15 protein-coding genes are annotated in these 17,680 nt (G+C 72.8%); 3 read left to right on the top strand and 12 right to left on the bottom strand.

Annotation, left to right across the window (positions count from 1 at the left end; all coding sequences use genetic code 11):
* Positions 1-20: 20 nt before the first annotated feature.
* The 10 genes from AC0IW9_RS04015 to AC0IW9_RS03970 all read right to left on the bottom strand — a co-directional run bounded on the left by AC0IW9_RS04015 (position 21) and on the right by AC0IW9_RS03970 (position 13,512).
* The gene (locus tag AC0IW9_RS04015) at positions 21-746 is read right to left on the bottom strand and encodes a PP2C family protein-serine/threonine phosphatase (protein ID WP_471646916.1); all 726 of its coding nucleotides are present in this window, start codon (positions 744-746) and stop codon (positions 21-23) included.
* Positions 743-1,327 carry a type VI secretion system-associated protein TagF gene (gene tagF, locus AC0IW9_RS04010; RefSeq protein ID WP_471646915.1) on the bottom strand — a complete coding sequence of 195 codons (585 nt, stop codon included), beginning with the start codon at positions 1,325-1,327 and terminating at the stop codon, positions 743-745. Before tagF ends, AC0IW9_RS04015 begins: the two co-directional genes overlap by 4 nt.
* A complete protein-coding gene (tssM, locus tag AC0IW9_RS04005; RefSeq protein WP_471646914.1) occupies positions 1,306-4,779 on the bottom strand; it encodes a type VI secretion system membrane subunit TssM in 3,474 nt (1,157 codons plus the stop codon). Before tssM ends, tagF begins: the two co-directional genes overlap by 22 nt.
* Complete coding sequence (tssL, locus tag AC0IW9_RS04000; RefSeq protein ID WP_471646913.1) at positions 4,779-6,185, bottom strand: type VI secretion system protein TssL, long form; 1,407 nt, start codon at positions 6,183-6,185, stop codon at positions 4,779-4,781. Before tssL ends, tssM begins: the two co-directional genes overlap by 1 nt.
* Positions 6,182-7,519 carry a type VI secretion system baseplate subunit TssK gene (gene tssK, locus AC0IW9_RS03995; RefSeq protein ID WP_471646912.1) on the bottom strand — a complete coding sequence of 446 codons (1,338 nt, stop codon included), beginning with the start codon at positions 7,517-7,519 and terminating at the stop codon, positions 6,182-6,184. Before tssK ends, tssL begins: the two co-directional genes overlap by 4 nt.
* Positions 7,520-7,561: 42 nt before the next feature.
* Positions 7,562-9,019, bottom strand: a complete 1,458-nt coding sequence (tagH, locus tag AC0IW9_RS03990; protein WP_471646911.1) for a type VI secretion system-associated FHA domain protein TagH — start codon at positions 9,017-9,019, stop codon at positions 7,562-7,564.
* Between the two features lie 4 nt (positions 9,020-9,023).
* On the bottom strand, positions 9,024-9,314 hold the full coding sequence (locus AC0IW9_RS03985) for a PAAR domain-containing protein (RefSeq protein ID WP_471646910.1): 291 nt from the start codon (positions 9,312-9,314) through the stop codon (positions 9,024-9,026).
* Positions 9,315-9,336: 22 nt separating this feature from the next.
* Positions 9,337-9,942, bottom strand: a complete 606-nt coding sequence (locus AC0IW9_RS03980) for a DUF6931 family protein (RefSeq protein ID WP_471646909.1) — start codon at positions 9,940-9,942, stop codon at positions 9,337-9,339.
* Between the two features lies 1 nt (position 9,943).
* Positions 9,944-11,968 (bottom strand): type VI secretion system Vgr family protein, encoded by a 2,025-nt coding sequence (locus AC0IW9_RS03975; RefSeq protein ID WP_471646908.1) that lies wholly within the window; start codon positions 11,966-11,968, stop codon positions 9,944-9,946.
* A 113-nt stretch (positions 11,969-12,081) separates the two neighbouring features.
* Positions 12,082-13,512 (bottom strand): carbohydrate porin, encoded by a 1,431-nt coding sequence (locus AC0IW9_RS03970; RefSeq protein ID WP_471646907.1) that lies wholly within the window; start codon positions 13,510-13,512, stop codon positions 12,082-12,084.
* Between the two features lie 177 nt (positions 13,513-13,689).
* Between AC0IW9_RS03970 and AC0IW9_RS03965 the strand changes: the two genes are divergently transcribed.
* Together AC0IW9_RS03965 and AC0IW9_RS03960 are read left to right on the top strand one after the other, a co-directional pair.
* Complete coding sequence (locus tag AC0IW9_RS03965; RefSeq protein WP_471646906.1) at positions 13,690-14,397, top strand: RraA family protein; 708 nt, start codon at positions 13,690-13,692, stop codon at positions 14,395-14,397.
* Positions 14,398-14,498: 101 nt separating this feature from the next.
* Positions 14,499-14,795, top strand: a complete 297-nt coding sequence (locus tag AC0IW9_RS03960) for a hypothetical protein (protein ID WP_471646905.1) — start codon at positions 14,499-14,501, stop codon at positions 14,793-14,795.
* A gap of 39 nt (positions 14,796-14,834) precedes the next feature.
* On the opposite strand, the gene AC0IW9_RS03955 is transcribed toward AC0IW9_RS03960, so the two are convergent.
* Entirely contained in the window at positions 14,835-15,836 is a 1,002-nt protein-coding gene (locus AC0IW9_RS03955) for a sensor domain-containing diguanylate cyclase (protein WP_471646904.1), read from the bottom strand.
* A 239-nt stretch (positions 15,837-16,075) separates the two neighbouring features.
* On the opposite strand from AC0IW9_RS03955, the gene AC0IW9_RS03950 reads away from it, so the two are divergent.
* Positions 16,076-16,531, top strand: a complete 456-nt coding sequence (locus tag AC0IW9_RS03950; RefSeq protein ID WP_471646903.1) for an acyl-CoA thioesterase — start codon at positions 16,076-16,078, stop codon at positions 16,529-16,531.
* Positions 16,532-16,688: 157 nt separating this feature from the next.
* On the opposite strand, the gene AC0IW9_RS03945 is transcribed toward AC0IW9_RS03950, so the two are convergent.
* Positions 16,689-17,435 carry a family 16 glycosylhydrolase gene (locus tag AC0IW9_RS03945; RefSeq protein WP_471646902.1) on the bottom strand — a complete coding sequence of 249 codons (747 nt, stop codon included), beginning with the start codon at positions 17,433-17,435 and terminating at the stop codon, positions 16,689-16,691.
* Positions 17,436-17,680: the final 245 nt, after the last annotated feature.

The following is a 17,680-nucleotide window of genomic DNA, read 5'->3' as shown; positions in this document are numbered from 1 at the left end:
CCCCGCCGCGCGCACCAGCATCACCCCGCCACGCGCACCAGCACGACGCTCACGTTGTCCCGCGCGCCGCGCGCCACCGCGGCCTCCACCACCACCGCCGCGCCGGCGCCCTGCCGCAGCATCTCCCCCAACTCCGCCTCCGGCAGCGCCTTGAACAGCCCGTCGCTGCAGAGCAGCAGCGCATCGCCCGGCACGATCCGGCCGCTGACCTTGTCCAGCACCAGCTCGCCGGATGCGCCCACCGCGCGCAGGATGACATTGGCCTGCGGATGCGCCTCCGCCTCCGCCTCCGTCAGCGTGCCCTGGTCCACCATCTCCTGCACCAGGGAATGGTCCCTGGTCACCCGCTGCAGGATGCCGCCGCGCAGCAGATAGGCCCGGCTGTCACCGGCCCAGAGGCAGGCGAAATGCCCGTGCCGCGCCATCAGCATCACCACCGTCGTGGCGATGATGCGCTCGGGCCCCAGCGCCGCCGCCTGTGCCTGCAGATCGGCATGCACGCTGGTCAGCCGCAGCCGCGCCTGGGCCAGGATCTCGGCCGCCGATAGCCCGGGCGGAATCGCCTCCAGCGCCGCCGCCACCGCCTGGCTGGCGACATCCCCGGCGCCATGCCCGCCGGCGCCATCCGCCACGGCCCAGAGCCCGAGGTCGGGCCGATGCACCAGGCTGTCCTCGTTCCGCTTTCGCACCGCGCCGGGGTGGGTGGCGGCATCGGAGGCAAGGCCGGGCTCGATCGAGGGGGTCATGCCGGGGCATCCAGCAGCAGGGCGAATTCGGCAGGCGCCGGCAGCGCGGCCAGCGGCCAGACCAGGCCGGGCAGCGCCCGGGACCCGGCCGTCCACCAGCCCGGCGCCGGCGCCTCGCCGGGGTCGCCCGGCGGCGGCACGGGCAGCAGCCCGGCCAGGGCATCGGCATCCAGCCCGCTGTCCTGGGCGGCGCGCAGGGCGCCTTCCATGGCGGCGAACCAGGCGGCGGGCCAGAGCCCTTCCACCGCGCCCGGCAGGGTCGCGGCGACGGTCAGGGCGAAGCGCCGGCCGACGGCATCGGCCGAAGGCGCCAGGACGCCGGCCACCGGGTCCGGACCGCAGGCGCCCGCGGGCAGGGCGAAGCGCCAAGCCGGTGCCGCGTCCCAGGCGGCCTCCCAGGCCTCGCCCAGGCTCGCCTGCGCCGCGGCGATCCCGGCCTGCAGCCAGCCGTCCCAGGGCTCGCAGAAGCTCAGCGGCAGGCCCCGGCGGATGAAGTCGCCATGCGCCGGGAGCTTGCCGTAGAGCCCGACCAGTGGGCCAGGAGTTAGGGGGCCAGGAGTTAGGGGGCCAGCGCCGGGCATCGGAACTCCTGCAGCTCGCGCAGCCCGAAGGGATGGATGGTGCTGCCGGTCCGCAGCTCGAAGACCATGGACCGGTCGCCCTGGGTGACGGTGGCCCGCAGCCGGTCGCCCTGGCCGGTGGATTGCAGGGTCGCCTGCCGCCCGGTCACCAGCTTGAAGGCGGACCAGCCGCCGTCGAAGGCCAGCGGCCCGGCCGAGGACGCCGGCTCAAAGTTGAGCGTCAGGTTGCCCCGGGTCGGCCAGGCCAGCGGGATGGGGCGCCCCGGCCCGCCCCGCGCCAGCTCGTGCCGGGTCCCCTCGACCTCGAGGATGGCGCCCTGGGCATTCGGGTCGAAGCCCTGCGGCACCAACTCGAAGCGCAGGCCGCCCATCATCGCGCCGCCGGGGAAGAAGGCGTCGCGGATGGCCTGGGCCCGCTCGAACTGCAGCACGTCGCCCTGCGCCACCGGCGGCGCGAGGCCCGCCGTCGCCACCAGCCGCCAGGGCCGCTGGGTCGTATCGACATAGGGCTTCACCCATTGGGCGAAGAACAGGTCCAGCGCCCCGCCCGGGCCGAACAGCCGGGCGAAGTCATCGACCGGCATGTCCGGCACGGCGTCGCGGCGGAAGGGGAAGGGGATGCCGCGCGGGTCGGCGAAGACCCGGCAGATCGGCCCCAGCGCCTGGCCGCCCGCTGCGGCGATCGCCGCCTTGGCGCCGCCGCTGCGCTGCGCCGCGGTGGATTGCCCGAGGGCGGTCAGCCAGCGGGCCAGCGGCTGCGGCTGCCGCGCCGCCTCCGCCAGCAACCGCTGCCCGGGGTCGAGCCCGGCGGTCGGCGCCGGCACCACCGTCCCGGGCGGGGAGGAGGCCAGCCGCGCCACCTGCACGTACAACTCGTTGACGATGGCCAGCACCGCATCCAGCGGCGTACCGGCGGCGGTCCGCAGCGCCCGGAAGCGCTCCTCCACCAGCTGCGCCACCGGCTCGGCTCCGGTCGGCGCGGCGGCGGCGCCTTGCGCGGCCTGCACCCGCTGCGCCTCGGCGCCACGGCCCGGGGCGGTCCACCCATCGGGCGGCGTGCCGACCGAAAGCTGCCGCGCCACCCCCCGCAGCAGGTCGCGGATCGGCGAGGTCGGGGCGCCGAGCACGTTCAGCCCCTCGGCGGCATCGCCCAGGTTGCGGAAGGGCGGCAGCACCAGGTCGTCCAGCAGGGTCTGCCAGGCACGCGCGTAATCCTCGGCATAGAGGCCGAGCACCGCCGCCTCCAGCCGCACCGGGTCCTCGGCCCCGGCGGCCTGCGCCTCCGGCCCCAGCACCCAGGATTCGGCCGCGGCGCCGCGCACCGCATCGCCCAGCGCCGGCAGCAGCGTCCGGTACAGCCCGTCGATGGTAAACAGCCCCGGCACGCCCTCGGTCAGCGGCTTGCCGGAGGCGCGGGTGAAGTAGCGCTGCCCCGCCGGCCCGGCGGCATCGGCCGGTGACCAGGCCCGCAGCGGCTGGCCCAGCGGCCGCAGCCGCGAATAGACCCGCTCCGCCATCGGCAGGCGGGAGAAGACGCGGCGGGCACCATCGACCAGCGCGCCATCCAGCGGATAGGTGGCGAAATCCGCCCGCGCCAGCAGGGCATCCAGATGCCCCAGCAGCGCATCCCGCTGCGGCGCACCGGTGGCGCCGGGGAAGGCGCGCTGCCAATCCGCCAGCAGCCATTCCCGCACCAGCGGCGCATCCAGCGGCCCCTGCTTGCCGAGCATCAGGTAGACCCGCGTCGCCTCGTACAGGTAGTCGGGCCGCTGGAAATTGGTGCGGATCTGCGCTTCCAGCCCGGCCAGCAGCCGCGGCAGCAGCACCCGGTCCAGCACCCGGCGATAGGCCGCCTCGGCCCCGGTCGCCAGCTCGGCCTCCTGGGAAAGCCCCAGCCCGCCACCCTCGGTCCGCGCCGCCGCCGGCAGCGGCCGCGCCGCATCGAGGTAGGGCAGCACCCCGCCGAGCGAGGCATCCAGCACCGGGTCGAAGCGCACCGGCCGGCCGGCACCCTCGGCCCTGGCCAGCGCCTCCTCCAGCGCGGAGGCCCGGCGCTGCTCGCCCTGATAGGCGACGAAGCCCCAGGCCATCCCGCCCAGCGTCACCACCAGCGCCAGCGACCAGGCGCCGATGGCGACCAGCCGCCGCCGCCGCTCCGCCCCGCGGTCGCGCGCCGCCAGCCGGGCCTCGTTGAAGACCACGTCGCGCAGCAGCCGGCCGAGGAAGAAGCTCCGTCCCTTCTGCCCCATCACCCCGGCCGGGCGGCGCGGATCGAGCCCGAAGGCCCGGCTCAGCGCGCCGGTCAGCCGGTCGATCGGCGTGCCTTCCTGCGTGCCGGAGGCGAGATAGACGCCCCGCAGCATCGGCGCCGGGTCCAGCCGCGTGCCGCCGAAGGCCGCCGTCACGAAGGCGCCGACCGGTTCGGCCAGGGAGGCGACCTGCCCGGGGAAGCCCATGATCGCGGCGCGCTGGGAGGGCCCGCGCTCGGCCTGCAGCCGCTCCAGCAGCCGGTCCTGCAGCCGCCCGAGCAGCAGGGTGAATTCCCCGGCGAACTTCCCCGCCACGCCCTCCGGCCCGGCCTCGACCGGGAAGGTCATGCCCCAGACCTGGCTGCGGGCCTCGCGGTCGAGGTCGTCGAAGAATTCGGTGAAGCCAGCGAGCAGATCGGCCTTGCTGATCAGCAGATAGACCGGCAGCCGCTGGCCCAGCTTCTCCTCCAGCTCCTTGATGCGGCGGCGGACGGCGCGGGCATGGTCGGCGCGGCCCTGCGCATCCAGCCGGCTCAGCATGTCGACGCCGAAGCAGACCAGCACGCCGTTCAGCGGCTGCCGCGGCCGGTTGCGCCGGAGCATGGCGAGGAAGCGGTCCCAGCCCGCCTTGTCGGCTGTCGCGTCGCTGTCCTGCGTGGTGTAGCGCCCGGCGGTGTCGATCAGCACCGCGCGGTCGGTCAGCCACCAGTCGCAGTTGCGGGTGCCGCCGACGCCGGCGACCTTCCCGCCATCCGCCAGGGGAAATTCCAGCCCCGATTGCGCGATGGCCGTGGTCTTGCCGCTGCCCGGCGGGCCGATGAAGACGTACCAGGGCTGCTCGTACAGGTAGCCGCCCTTGCCCCCCGTCGCCTGCTTGAGCTGGGAGAGCGCCGTCGTCAGCTTCTCCCGCAGCGCCGCCTCCTCCTCGGCGCTGGCCTGCGCCGCGGGATCGGGTGCTGCGGCTTCCGCCATCAGCGCGCCGTCCCGCTTCGCCCGCCGCAGCCCGGCGACGACGACGACGACGAGGAAGACCACCACCGGCAGGACGGCGAGCCCGAGGCGCGGGATCAGCGTTTCGAAAGGATAGACGCCGCCGGCGCCGATCAGCGGCCCATAGGTCCAGAACAGCACCGCCAGGGCGAGGGCCGCGACCAGCCCGGCCATGCCGGGGACCGAGCGCAGCACGGTGATCAGGGCCGACATCAGCGCGTGGCCCCCATGGTGGCGATGACGACCTCGATGCGGCGGTTCTCCTCCCGCCCCTCCGCCGTCGTATTCGCGGTGACGGGCTCGCTCTCGCCGCGGCCCTCGAAGCTGAAGCGGCCGGGGTTGCCGCCGGTCGCCCGGGCGATCACCTCCTGCGCCGCCTGGGCGCGGGCCGCCGACAGGTGGAAGTTGGACGGGAAGCGCGCCGTCCGGATCGGCTGGTTGTCGCTATGGCCGAGGATCTGCACCGCGCCCGGCTCATCCCGCAGCGCCTCGCCGATGCGGGTCAGCAGCGGGATGAAGCGCGCATCGAGGCTGGCGCTGCCGGAGGCGAAGATGCCGCGGTTGCGGATGCGGACGATGACCCGGTTCGGGTCCGACAGCACCGTCACCAGCCCCTGCTGGATCTCGGGCGCCAGGAATTGCCTGAGCCGCATGGTCAGGTCGGGCCGGCTCGGCGCCACGGCCGGGGGTGGCGGCGGGGCCGGCGGCACCGGCGGGGCCGAGCGCTGGATGGTCGGCAGCGCCCCCGGCGGCAGCGCCGCCAGCCGGGCGAACAGATCCTCCGACCGGCCGGACAGGCTGCTCGCCAGCCCGGCATAGCCGATGCCCAGCACCGCGACGCAGAGCGCCGCGGCGACCCAGGCCGGCACGCTGCGCCCGCTGCGGCGATGCGGCGCATCGACGCCGCGCCAATGCGGCGACAGCTCCCGCTCATAGGCGCCGCGCAGCTGCACCAGCAGCTGGTAGAGTCCCTCGCGGATCCGGTCCAGCTCCGCCGCGCCGCGCGGCGACAGCCGGTAGCGCCCCTGCAGGCCGAGCGCGAGGCAGAGGTAGGAGACTTCCAGCGCTTGGCGGTAGCGCCCCGGGTCCTTCTGCATGCCGGACAGCATGTCGAAGAAGCGGTCGCCCGCCTTGACCTCCTGGTGGAAGGTCGAGACCAGCGAATGCGCGCCCCAGCCGCTGGCCTGGCCCCAGGGCGTCGCCATGGCGACATCGTCGATGGCGGCACAAAGCCCGTAATGTGCGGCGCGGATCTCGTCCGGCGTCACCTCGGCGGCGCGCGCCTCGGCCTCGAAGCCGCGCAGGGCGCGGATGGCGCGCTCGCGCAGCTCCTCCGGGTTCGGCACCTGCACGGCCGCGACGAGGCGCGCGAGCAGGTCGAGCAGCGGCGCCGCGGCAGCGGCCAGCGGCCCCATCCCGACCTTGGGCAGCGCCTCCGCCTCGCCGGCCATGCGCGGCGCCGGGCCGAAGCCCGGTGCCTGAGGGGCGAAACCAGGTTGCACGAAGCTGGGCGGCGGCACCGCGGGGGCCGCCGCCGGCATCGGCGTGGCGGCGCGGGAAGGCCCGCGCACCACCGTGCGGTCGCTGTCGTCCGGCTCGGAGAAGGGATTGTCGCTCATGCGAGGATGGCCCACAGCTCCATGCGGAGATTCGGGAATTCACCGGAGACGTGGATCGCGAAGCCGCCCGAGGTCTGCATCTGCTGCCAATGCGGGCTGCCGCGATCCAGCTCGAAATAGGTCGCCCCGGCGTGGAAGGGGATCTGCCGCGGCGCGACCGGCAGGGGCCGCACCGCGATGCCCGGCAGCGCCACGTTCACCAGCTCCCGGATCTGCTCGACCGCGCCGATCTTGACCTGGTTCGGGAACAGCCGGCGCAGATGCTCGGATGGCATGTCGGCCTGCACGGACAGCACGAAGGACCCGGCGCGCAGCCAGTTGCGGTCGGTGATCGGGCCGATCCGCACCCCATGCCGCGCATCGCGCAGCGGGATGGACACCGCATTCTGGTCGATGTCGGCCGAGAGCGCCCGGCGCAGGTCGGCGATCACCGGGGCGAAGCTGCGCTGCAGATCCTCGTGCCGGTAGCCGGGATAGGTGCTGCCGCGCCGGCTCGGGTCGGTGAAGGTCGCCAGCTCGCCGGCGACCTGCACCAGCGTCGCGTAGAAGGCTTCCGGGTGGACGTTGCCGGCATCCGCCCAATGCGCCAGCAGCGGCTGCCAGCGGTTCAGCGCCTGCAGCAGCAGGAATTGGGAGACATCGGCGACGCCCCGCGTCCCCGGCTGCGCCAGCCGCCCGGCCAGCGCCTCCGCCCGCTGCCCGATCATGCCGACCAGCTCGGCGACCAGGTTCGCCAGCGGCGGCGCGGCGGAGATGCGGAGGCAGGTCGGGATGTAGCGCTCGTCCACCACCACGCGGCGGTCGGCCTGGACCTCCACGATGCGGGCGATGCCGATGCAGGTGAAGCCGGCGCGCTCCTCGGTCTCCAGCATGAAGCGCAGCCGCGGCCGGCCGACCTGCAGCTCGGCCGGCAGGGTGCTGTCGGAATGGGTGTCGAAGGCCTCGAAGCTGCGGAGGCCGTAGCGCGCGCCGCCGCTGTCGGGGCCCTCGACGAAGGCGACCTCCGGGCTGCCGGGCTGGCGGATCGGCGCCGCCAGATAGACCACGGCATTGCGGGTGCCCTCGGTCAGGTCGAGCGGCATGGGCTGGTCCGCCTGGCCGGGAATGGCGAAGGGCGTGCCGTCCTCCAGCACGCCGGCGGCGGCGGCGAGGGCGAATTTCCCCGCCCCCAGCAGGTCCCGGTCGAGCGACAGCTCGGTCACGCCCCAGGGGTGCGGCCGCAGCGGCGCCGTGCGTGCCTGGAGCAGATGCTCGAGGTAGCGGTCCTGCTGCTGGAAGTGCTGGGCCCGGAGGAACATGCCCTCCTGCCAGACCACCTTGTCGTACCAGCTCATTTATTCCCCCAACGGCGCGACCGGCCGTGTGCTTGCCGCCCGTTACCCCTTGCGGGACGCTTCCTCGTAGGCACGCGCGAAGGCCTTGCCGAAGGCGCTGTCGAAATCATCCTCGAACTGGTCGAGCAGCTGGCCATGCAGCGCGCGATAGGCCTCCCACAGCCGCTTCTCCCGCGCGCCGAGGAAGCCGCCGCCCTTGTCCGCCGCCTCGACGCCGGCGGGCGCCAGCTTCTCGAGCAGCGCCCGCGCCGCCGCCTGGGTCGCCGCCAGCGACGCCACCTGATGCGCGTTGAGATCGGCGACGGTCTCGGCGACGGCGGCGAGGCCCGACCTGCCGCCGAGCAGCGCGGCCATCGCCGCGTCGTCGGTCGCCGCGAATTTCAGCGGGTTGTTGCCGGCGGCGCGCAGCATGGTCTGCTCGATGCGGAATTCCCGCTTCACGTCGGCCCGGGCGATCAGCAGCGCGCGGATGCCGGCGACGGCGGCGCGCAGGCTGGCCCCGGCGGCGACCAGCGCCGTGGCGGGGTCGACCCCGGCGAGCGCGGTGGCCGGCAGCCCGGCACCCTGCAGCAGCAGCGCCAGCGCCGCCTCCGCCGGGGGTGCGGCGGCCGCGGCCGGGTCCGGGGCGGGTGGCGGCGCCACGGCCGGCGGCGGCACGGCGACGGGGATGGCGTAGCTCGGCACCCCTTCCTCGGCGAAAGGATCACGGATCTCGGCCTGCGGGGCGGGCGCCGGCGCCCGGTCCGGCTCGAGGAAGGCCGCCGGCGGGGCCGGCGGCGGTGCCGCGATTACCGGCGGCGGCGGCGGCGCGACGACGACCGGCGGCGGCTCCACCGGCGCCGGCGGCCTGGCCCCGGGCGGCGACAGGTCGAAGTCCAGGTCCCAGTCGTCCGGCAGCGGCGCCGCCGTCCGCACCGGCCGCGGCGGGGAGAAGGCATCGGACGCCGCCGGCCGATGGTCCGGCATCGGCGGCTCGTCGCCGAAGGGGTCGAAGTCATCCGGCAGCGCCACCCCGCCGCCCGGCAGCGGCGGCGTGGCGAAGCCGGGGGAGGGGCCCTGGCCGGGCGGCGGCGCGAAGGGATCGGCGAAGGGATCCGGCACCGCCCGCCCCATGCCGGCCGCCGGTGCGCCGCCCCAGGCCGGGGCCTGCTGCACACCGAAGCCGACGCCGAAGCCTGCGCCGGCGGCACCGATCCGCACCTCGATCTCGTAGCTGCCGAGCCGCAGCCGGTCGCCATCCGCCAGCGGCGAGACCAGATCGCGGCCGATCGGCGCCGATGCATGATTCAGGAAGGTGCCGTTGGTCGAGAGGTCGCGCACCTGCCAGAAGCCGCCGCGATACTCCAGCGCGCAATGCTTCTTCGACAGCACCCGCTCCGGGTCCTGCAGCTGCCATTCGCAGTCGAGGCCGCGCCCGAGCGTCAGGTCGCCGCCCGCGGATGTCCGGCTTTCCGGCACCGCCGCATCCGGGCAGCGCAGCACGTTGAGCGTCAGTTCCATCCGCTCAGCCCACCATCACCGTCGGGTTGCCCATGATGACGCTGCCGCCATGCGCCGTCATGCTGCCGATATGCGCCGCCGGCATGCCGCTGATCAGCACGGTGAAGGCACCGGTGACGATGACGTCGGGCGGCCCGACGCAGGTGCACATGTCGCCGACCCGCGCCGCCGGCAGCCCGCCGATCAGCACCGTCGGCGCCCCCGGCGGCAGCACCGGGCCGCCGACATGCGGGACGATCCCGGTCACCATCGGGCAGACATGCATGCTGGTGACGGTCGCCGCGGGAAAGGGCATCAGCGCGCCTCGGGCTTGCGGGTCATGCCGTCGTTTCCGGCGCCACGCGGCCGGCGCCGCCGAACCCGATGTCCCGCCCGCTGGCGAGGAAGCGGCCGAGCCGCGTCGCATGGGTATTCACCTCCGCCCGCACGGCGGCCAGCACCACCGCGCCGGAGACGGCGACGCCGGTCAGGTGCTCGGGCGGCGGCACCACCGGCTGGCCTTCCGGCCCCATGCTGCCGCCGGACCAGAAGGCGCCGACCGCGGCCCAGGCCTCGGTGCTGCGGAATTTGGCGGCCTCGGCGGCGGTCATGGCGGCGCGGCGATGCGCTTCCTCCGGCCGCCGCACCCAGGTCTCGGCGGCGGTCAGCGCCGCCAGGTCGTCCGCCGTCTGCGCGGTATCGGGCGGCGCGCCGCGGGCGCACATGCAGGCCCACCACACGGCTTCCCGCTTCGGCAGCGCATGCGCCACCACGCGGCAGGCCTCGATCAGCTTGCCGGCGGCCTCCAGCCTGGCGATCGCCTCCTCGGCGGTCGCCGCGCCCGCGACCAGTCCGGCGCAATCGTCGTCCAGCTCCAGCCGCGGCAGCAGCGGCGGCAGCGCGACGGCCAGCTTGGAGCGTAGGCCGGGCTGCGACTGGCTCATCTCAACCGCCGATCATGGTGATGGCACCACCGAACTTGGCCAGGCCCTGGCCGGTATGCTGCTTGATGGCGCCCTTGTTCTCGTGCAGCAGCTTGGCATCGGTGGTGATCTTCAGGCCGGAGATGGTCACGCCCTCGGGCATCACCTCCACCGAGGAGGTGGGGCCACCCTTCAGCACCACGCCCTGCATGCCCTCGATCGTCACCTTGCCCACCGCCGCCTTGATCGAGATGTTGCCGAGGCTGACCTCGATCGTCATGTTGCCCATGCTGACGGTCAGCTTGTCGTTGCCCATCTTCACGGTGGTTTCCCGATTCCCCTGGGAGACCTCCAGCGTATCATTGCCCATGCCGATGGTGGTGAGGCGATTGCCCTGCGTCACCTTCAGGGTCTCGTCGCCCTTGATGGTCGTGGTGCGCTTGCCGTCGGACAGGTCCGGGCTCTCGCCCGTCACCTCGCGGACCTCGTTGCCCTTGACCTTGCTGGACAGCAGGTTCTTCACCAGGACGACCATGTCCTTCTCGGCCTGGAGATAGAGCTGCTCCTCGCCCTTCTTGTCGTCGAAGCCCATGATATTGGCATTGGTCCGGGCGCCGCCCTTGGTGGAGCGGCTGCGGATGCCGGTGCGGGTGATATGCGCCGGCAGCTCCCAGGGCGGCATCGCGCCGTCGTTGTGCAGGCTGCCCAGCACCACCGGCTTGTCGAGGTCGCCGTCGAGGAAGCCGACCAGCACCTCGTCGCCGATCCGCGGCAGGAACCAGGCACCGCCCCACTTGCCCGCCCAGGGCTGCGCGACGCGCACGTAGCAGGAGGAATTCTGGTCCCGCTTGCCGGCCCGGTCCCAGAGGAAATGCACCTTCACCCGGCCGTACCGGTCGCAATGCTGCTCCTCGCCGGACGGGCCGGTGATGAGGGCGCTCTGCAGCGCCGGCATCGCCGGGCGCGGCCGCGGCGCCGCATTGCGCCAGCTGCGCTCGGCCGGGATGGCGACGAAGCTGTTCGCGTAGCTGGAGGCGCCGTCGCCGGCCAGCTGCGCCTCGTCGAGGGCCTCGTGCCGCACCGCGGTCAGCAGCCAGGTGGCGACGCTGCCCTCCAGCCCTTCCTTCACCTTCAGGCGGCCGCCGGCGAACAGCGCGGCGATCTGGGTATCGCCCTGGCCGGTATCGGCCAGCACCTCGTCCTGCTCCATGCCCCGCTCGGCCGGCCTGGCATCGGGCTGCATGGTCTGCCCCGCCCCCCAGCGGAAGACCTCCCAATCGGAGGGATTGGCCGTCGTCGTCAGCTTGGTCGGCGCCGTCGCCTGCAGCAGCGCCTGCGGCTTCAGCATGTCGAAGTCATGCGCCACATGGGTGCCGGGCTGCAGGCTGCCGTAGACCTTCCAGTTCACCACGGCATCGGCGCTGTTGCGGTCCGGCCGCACCACCGCGGGGTCGCCGGGCACCAGCGGGAAGTCGGCGTTCTCGCCGGTCACCGCCAGGGTATGGTCGGCGCTGGTATGCTCGAAGTAGTAGCCGCCGCCGATCTCATCCAGCAGCCGGCTGGCGAATTCGAAGTCGGATTCGTGGAACTGCACGCAATAGGGCCGCGGCGTGGCGGGCAGGGTGCCGAAGCGCACCGGCGCCACCGCGCTTTCCTGGAACAGCTTGGTCAGGATGTCCTGCGTCGACTGGTCCTGGAAGATGCGGCAATCCACCGTCCGCGTCAGGTTCCAGAGCAGCGGCACCGCCTCCAGCCGATAGGTCGTCAGCTCCCGCTCCGCCCCGCCGACGCGGGCGAAGCCGCGCACCATGCCGTTGAAATGCCGCTCCGGCTGGTCCGGCAGGGCGACCGTGCAGGTGATGGACTTGCCGAGCAGGTCCTTCGGCATCAGGTCGGTGCGGGCGGACAGCACCTCGGCCTCGAGGCTGAAGGGCCGGCCGATCGCCTCGGTCACCACCAGCCGGCGCAGGACCAGGGTATCCTCGCCCAGCGGCGAGGTGATCCGCAGGAGCCGTCCAGACTGCTTGATCTCCGGCGACCCTGCCATTCTCTCCCCTCCGGCCCGTTCCGCCATCATACAGTCCCGCCACCCTCGGTGGAATAGTGGCGGCGATGGTGGCCGGCCGTTCGGTCGCGACGACGTGACCGCGGGGCCGGTGGTCAGAAGGCGGCGTGCAGCCGCAGCGCGAGGACCGGCACCGGGCCGCGATCCGCGTTGTAGGCCGGGTTGACCAGCAGCTGGCCATTGGCGGTCAGGTTCAGCCCATAGGACAGCTTCAGGTCGTAATAGGCCTCGAAGGCCACTTCCGGCGCCGCGCTCAGCCGGCCGTCGCCGGTCAGGAAGCCGATGCCCCCCGCCGCCAGGAAGCGCTTGTGCGCCGCGGAGATGCCGCCGAGGTTGAAGGCGGCGCCCACCGTATCCCCCGCCCGGCCCCAGCCGCGCCCGGCCAGCGCCAGCCCCGCCGAGGCGGACCAGTCCATCTCGGTGAACATCCAGTTCTGCGCCCGGCCGTCGTTCCAGCCGAAGCGGGCGAAGCCGCCGAGGCTGTCGGTCACCTCCTGCTCCAGGTTGAAGCCGAGCATGCCCTTGGTGCGGTAGCCGCGCAGCGCCTCGGTTTCTGACTGGCCTTCCTCCACCGCCGAGGTCAGCCGGTTCCAGGTAACGGAGCGGGTGCGGGACAGCCCGCCGAAGACCCGCAGCACCCCCGGCCGGCCGCCCAGGCTCCAGGCCTGTTCCACCTGCGCCAGCCACTGCCAGGCCCGGCCGAGGCTGGTATCGAGCGAGAGCCCGTTGACGTTGCGCGCCACCATGAAGGCACCGGTACGGACGGCGTTCCGGCCGTTCTCCCATTCCAGCACGACGCCATTGGTGAAGCCGCGGGCATCGGCGGCGAAGTCCACCGCCCCGGCGCCGACCAGCGCCCAGTTCAGGAACTGGCTGCGGGCATCATGCGCATAGCGGTTGTCGTCGAAGAAATCCCAGGTCGAGACCTTGCCGGCGGTGATGGTGATGCGCTCGCGCGCCAGCGGCCCGGCGAAGCGCATCGGATCCGGGTCGGTGCCGATCGCCGCATCCGCCGAGAGGTCGATGGTCTGCCGCACGAAGAGCCGCGACATGAAGGCATAGGGATCCTGGGTGCCGACCCGGAAGGCCTCGTTGTTCGGGAAGGCGGCGGCACCCCGCGCATTGCTCAGCCCGAAGCCGCGCGTCACGGAGGGCACCGCGATCACCTCCGCATTGCTCCAGAGCCGGCGGCCGAGCACGAGGTCGAGCGATTCGGTATTGGCGAAGGACTGCTTGGGCGAAAGGCTGCTCTCGCCCTGGTAGGGGGAGCGGAAGCGGGCATTGCCCTGCAGCACGCCGGTGAACTGGCCGCGCAGCAGCCAGCCCTCGGCCTCGCGCCGGGCCAGCCAGTCCTCGGCACCCTCGATCGTCGCATCCAGGTTGGGCTGGTAGATCGGCCCGGCGGTGCCGCGCTGGGCCGCGGCCGGGCCATGGGCCAGGATGCCCAGGGCCAGGGTAGCCAGGGCCACCATGCCGGCCAGGGCCGGCCCCGGCAGCCCGCTTCGCCGCCTCGCTCCGCGCCCCATGCCCGATCTCTCCATTCGCGCCGGCCTGTTACGCGGAACCGGGGCCGCGCCGCAACCGGCCGCCGGCGCCTGTCGCCGAAGCGTCACGCCGAAGCGTTGCGCCGGGGGGGCTTAACGCAGGGTTTGACCCGGCCCCCGGCCTCCCCGAAGCTGGTCCCCTACCGGGAGAACCCAATCATGAGCGAACGCCCCTTCACCCGCGCCGACCTCGACCTGCTGCGCCGCTGGGACACGCCGACCATCTGCAACGCGCTCGAGATCGTGGCCCCGGCCCGGCGCGGCCGCGGCTTCACCCTGCAGCCCTTCACCGCCGCCGATCCGTCCCTGCCTCCGATCTGCGGCCTGGCCCGCACCGGGCAGATCCGCGCCGCCGCCCCCTCCGGCCGCACCCGGGAACAGGACAAGGAAGCGCGCATCGGCTGGTACGAATACGTCGCCGACGCCGACCTGCCGACCATCGTCGTCATCGAGGACCTGGACGAGAACCCCGGCTTCGGCGCCTTCTGGGGCGAGGTGAACAGCAACGTCCACAAGGGCCTCGGCGCCCAGGGCTGCGTCACCTCCGGCTCCTTCCGCGACCTCGACATGCTGGCGCCGGGCTTCCAGATCATCGGCGGCATGATCAACCCGAGCCATGCGCATGTGCACATGGTCGATTTCGGCCGCGACGTGATCGTCCACGGCATGCCCTGCATGCATGACGACGTGGTCCATGCCGACCGGCACGGCGCCGTCGTCATCCCCGCCGAGGCGGTCCGCCAGCTCCCCATCGCGATCGAGCTGATCACCCGCAAGGAAGCCGTCATCCTCGACATGTGCAAGCGCGACGACTTCGACATCCACAAGCTGAAGGAAGCCCTGGCGAAGTCCGAGGATATTCACTGAAGCAGCTGGCACTGAAGCAGCTGGCACTGAAGCGGCTGGCCTGCCTGGTCCCGCTCCTGGCCTGCCCCGCCGCGGCGGAACCGGGGTGGGAGGCCGCGGCGGTGCTGGTGGCGCCGGCGCTGCGCGCCTGCCTCGCCGGCGACAAGACCGGCTTCGTCGATGACGTCGGCCCGGCCAGCAATGGCCGGCTGACCGTCCGGGTGCGGCGCGGCGCGGCGACCGAACGCTGCGTGGCGCGCGAGACGGGGGAGGTGGCGATGCGCCTGCCCTGGGCCGGGGCGCCGCCGCCCGAGCCCGCCGCCACCGCCTATTTCCTCGAACGCCGCTGCGTCGATGCGCGCCGGCTGGCGGCCCCTGACGGCACCATCCTCGGCTGGCTGGCCTATCCGGCCTGTTGACGGCGGCGGGCGGCCGGACCGCTCAGGCGACCGCACCGCTCAGGCGACCGCCGGCTCCAGCCCGTAATCCGCCCAGCGCACCCGGTCGCGGCCCGCCGCCTTGGCCGCGTACATCAGCGTATCCGCCGCCGCCAGCGCCGCCTCGGCCGAGGCCGGGGCGCTGTCGAAGCGCAGCGCGCCGATCGAGGCGGTGACGGCATAGCCCTCCCGCGCCATCCGCTCGGCCAGCGCCTGGCGCAGCCGCTCGCCCAGCGGCTGCGCCTCCGCGGCATCGGCCAGCAGCATGCAGAATTCGTCGCCGCCCAGCCGCGCCACCACGTCGCCCTGCCGCAGGCTGCCGCGCAGCACCTCCGCCACCAGCTTCAGCACCGCATCGCCAGCGGCATGGCCGAGCCGGTCGTTCACCTGCTTGAAGCCGTCGAGGTCGATGAACAGCAGGGTGAAGGCGCGCTGCTGCGCCAGCACCGCATCCAGCGCCGCCATCATGGCGGAGCGGTTGGGCAGCCCGGTCAGCCCATCGGTCAGCGCCATGTCGCGCATCCGGTGCATCGCCCGGCGCAGCTCCAGCGCGGTCGAGACGGAGCGCGCCAGCCCGCCGAGGATCTCCAGCTCCTCCTCGGTCGTCGGCCGCGGCGCGTGGTCGATGACGCAGAGCGTGCCGAGGGCGAAGCCCTCCGGATTGACCAGCGGCACCCCGGTATAGGACCGCACGAAGGGATGCCCCTGCAGCAGCGGATTGTCGGCGAAGCGCGCATCGAGCGCCGCATCCGGCACCACCAGCGGCTGGTCCGGGTTGAGGATGGCATGGGCGCAGAAGGCGGTGTCGCGCGAGGTCTCCGTCGCCTCCAGCCCGTAGCGCGCCTTGAACCACTGCCGGTCCGCGTCGATCAGCGAGACCAGCGCGATCGGCCGCTTGGTCAGCCGGGCGGCGAGCCGGGCGATGTCGTCGAAGGCGGCCTCGCAGGCGCTGTCCAGCACCTCGTAGGAATAGAGCGCGTTCAGCCGGGCGGCTTCGTTCGCGGGCAACGGTGCGGCGGGCATGATGTGGTCCGGGCTCCAGCCTTGGGGGTCCTGCGCGTGCGACGCCCGCCGCCCGATCCGCGACGGACGGTCCCGCCCCAGGCCTGCATATTCATCAGGCTGCATGCGGATGCAAACATAAACCTTGGGTTGTGCAATCGATTCAGATCACGACCGACCATGGCCGGGATGGACAAGCGCCGCCGGCGGCGGCGGAATGAGGCCGCGACGGGCGAGGGATGCGGATGCCGGACAGGGACATGGAACCAGGGATGACGGGTGCGGTGCTGACGGTGGTGCGCCCCGAATGGGTCGACCACTACGGCCACATGAACATGGGCTTCTACCTGGTGGTCTTCGACATGGCGACCGACCAGCTCTGGCCCAGCCTCGGCCTCGGCCCGGCGCTGCATGCCCAGGGCTTCGGCACCTTCGCCGCCGAGACCTGGGTGAACTACGTGCGGGAGGTGCGGGAGGGCATGCCGCTGACCGCCACCAACGAGGTCATCGCCTATGACGCGAAGCGGCTGATCTGCGTCCACCGCCTCTACCACGCGACCGAGGGCTGGCTCGCCGCCGAGAACGAGGTGCTCTACCTCTGCATGGATCTGTCCATCCGCAAGGTCGGGCTCTGGCCGCAGGCGACGCTGGACCGCTTCGCCGCGGTCTGCACCGGCACCCCGCCGCTGCGCCTGGCCCTGAAGCGGAAGGCCTGATCCCGGCCCACCGCGCCCCTTGGCCAAGCGGGCCGGGGTTACGGCAGCCTCCGCGGATCGAGGCGCGGAAGCGAGCAGGTGCCAGGCCCGACGGCAGTGCAGCCCGGGCGACAGGCCCGGGCTGCATCGCGTCAGGCCCTGGCCGGGCTGGCGCCGATCAGAGGAACCAGTGGCCGGTCGCCTCGAAATTCGCGGTGACGACGGCCGCCAGCGCATTCCAGTCGACCACCCCGTCATGGCCGGCATCGGCCACCGCGACGCTGGCGCCGGCCGAGGCATCGACCGAAATCCCCGCCACATCGGCCGATACCGCCGCCACCGCGACCGGCGCCGACGTGGTGCTGCCGAGCGGGGTGAAGTCGATATGCGACACGGTGATCGAGGTATTCGCGTTGGTATTCATCACGCCGATGGTGTCGTTCATCCCGCCATGGTCGTGATCGGTCGGGATATGCTCGTTGAAGGAGCCCATCTCGTTGCCGTCGACCTTGAAGGTGATCTTCCCCGGCTCCCAGATCATCTGATAGTCGTGGAACTGTCCGCTGCTGACGCCGTTGAAGATCACGGTCTGGAAAGCGTCGCTGCCGTTGTTGTTCCAATGGACGGTGGCATATTGCCGGCCCGAGCCATCCGGCGTGATCTCCAGCATGTCGATCTCCTGGCCGGGCCATTGGTTGTCGCCGGGCCAGAGAACGATGCCGGGGCCGGGCTGGGAGCCATCGACCTTGGCGGTGACGGTATAGGTGCCGTAGCCATGTCCCGCGTCGGGGCCGGTGGCCCATTCCATCATCGAGGCGGAACCGGTGAGGGTGACCGCGCCATTGACGGGCGCGGGGACGTTCCAGGAATTGCTCAGGGAACCCAGGTTGCTGTCGAAAGTATTGGTAACCGCGGTATTGGACATAATGAAACCCTGTGGTGAGCCGGTCGCGCACGACACGACACGCGGCCCGCGGAGGCGAGCTGCGCATAGGTTGCTGCGGCGTGGTGGGCTGTAGTCAGCCCTCAGGCGCTTGACGCACGGCACCTGTCCGGCGGCCGGGCGAGCCGGTCGCGCCATCACCATGGCAGGCGGCAAGCAATGCTCGCCGCGCGCCGGTCATTGGCAAATGAAAGTCGGTAATTGGTCTTGGGCAGTGTCGGGATCGC

It is taken from the genome of Belnapia sp. AC561, from assembly GCF_979252845.1.
The sequence above is the reverse complement of the archived record's forward strand: the minus strand, read 5'-3'. Positions and strand labels throughout refer to the sequence as shown.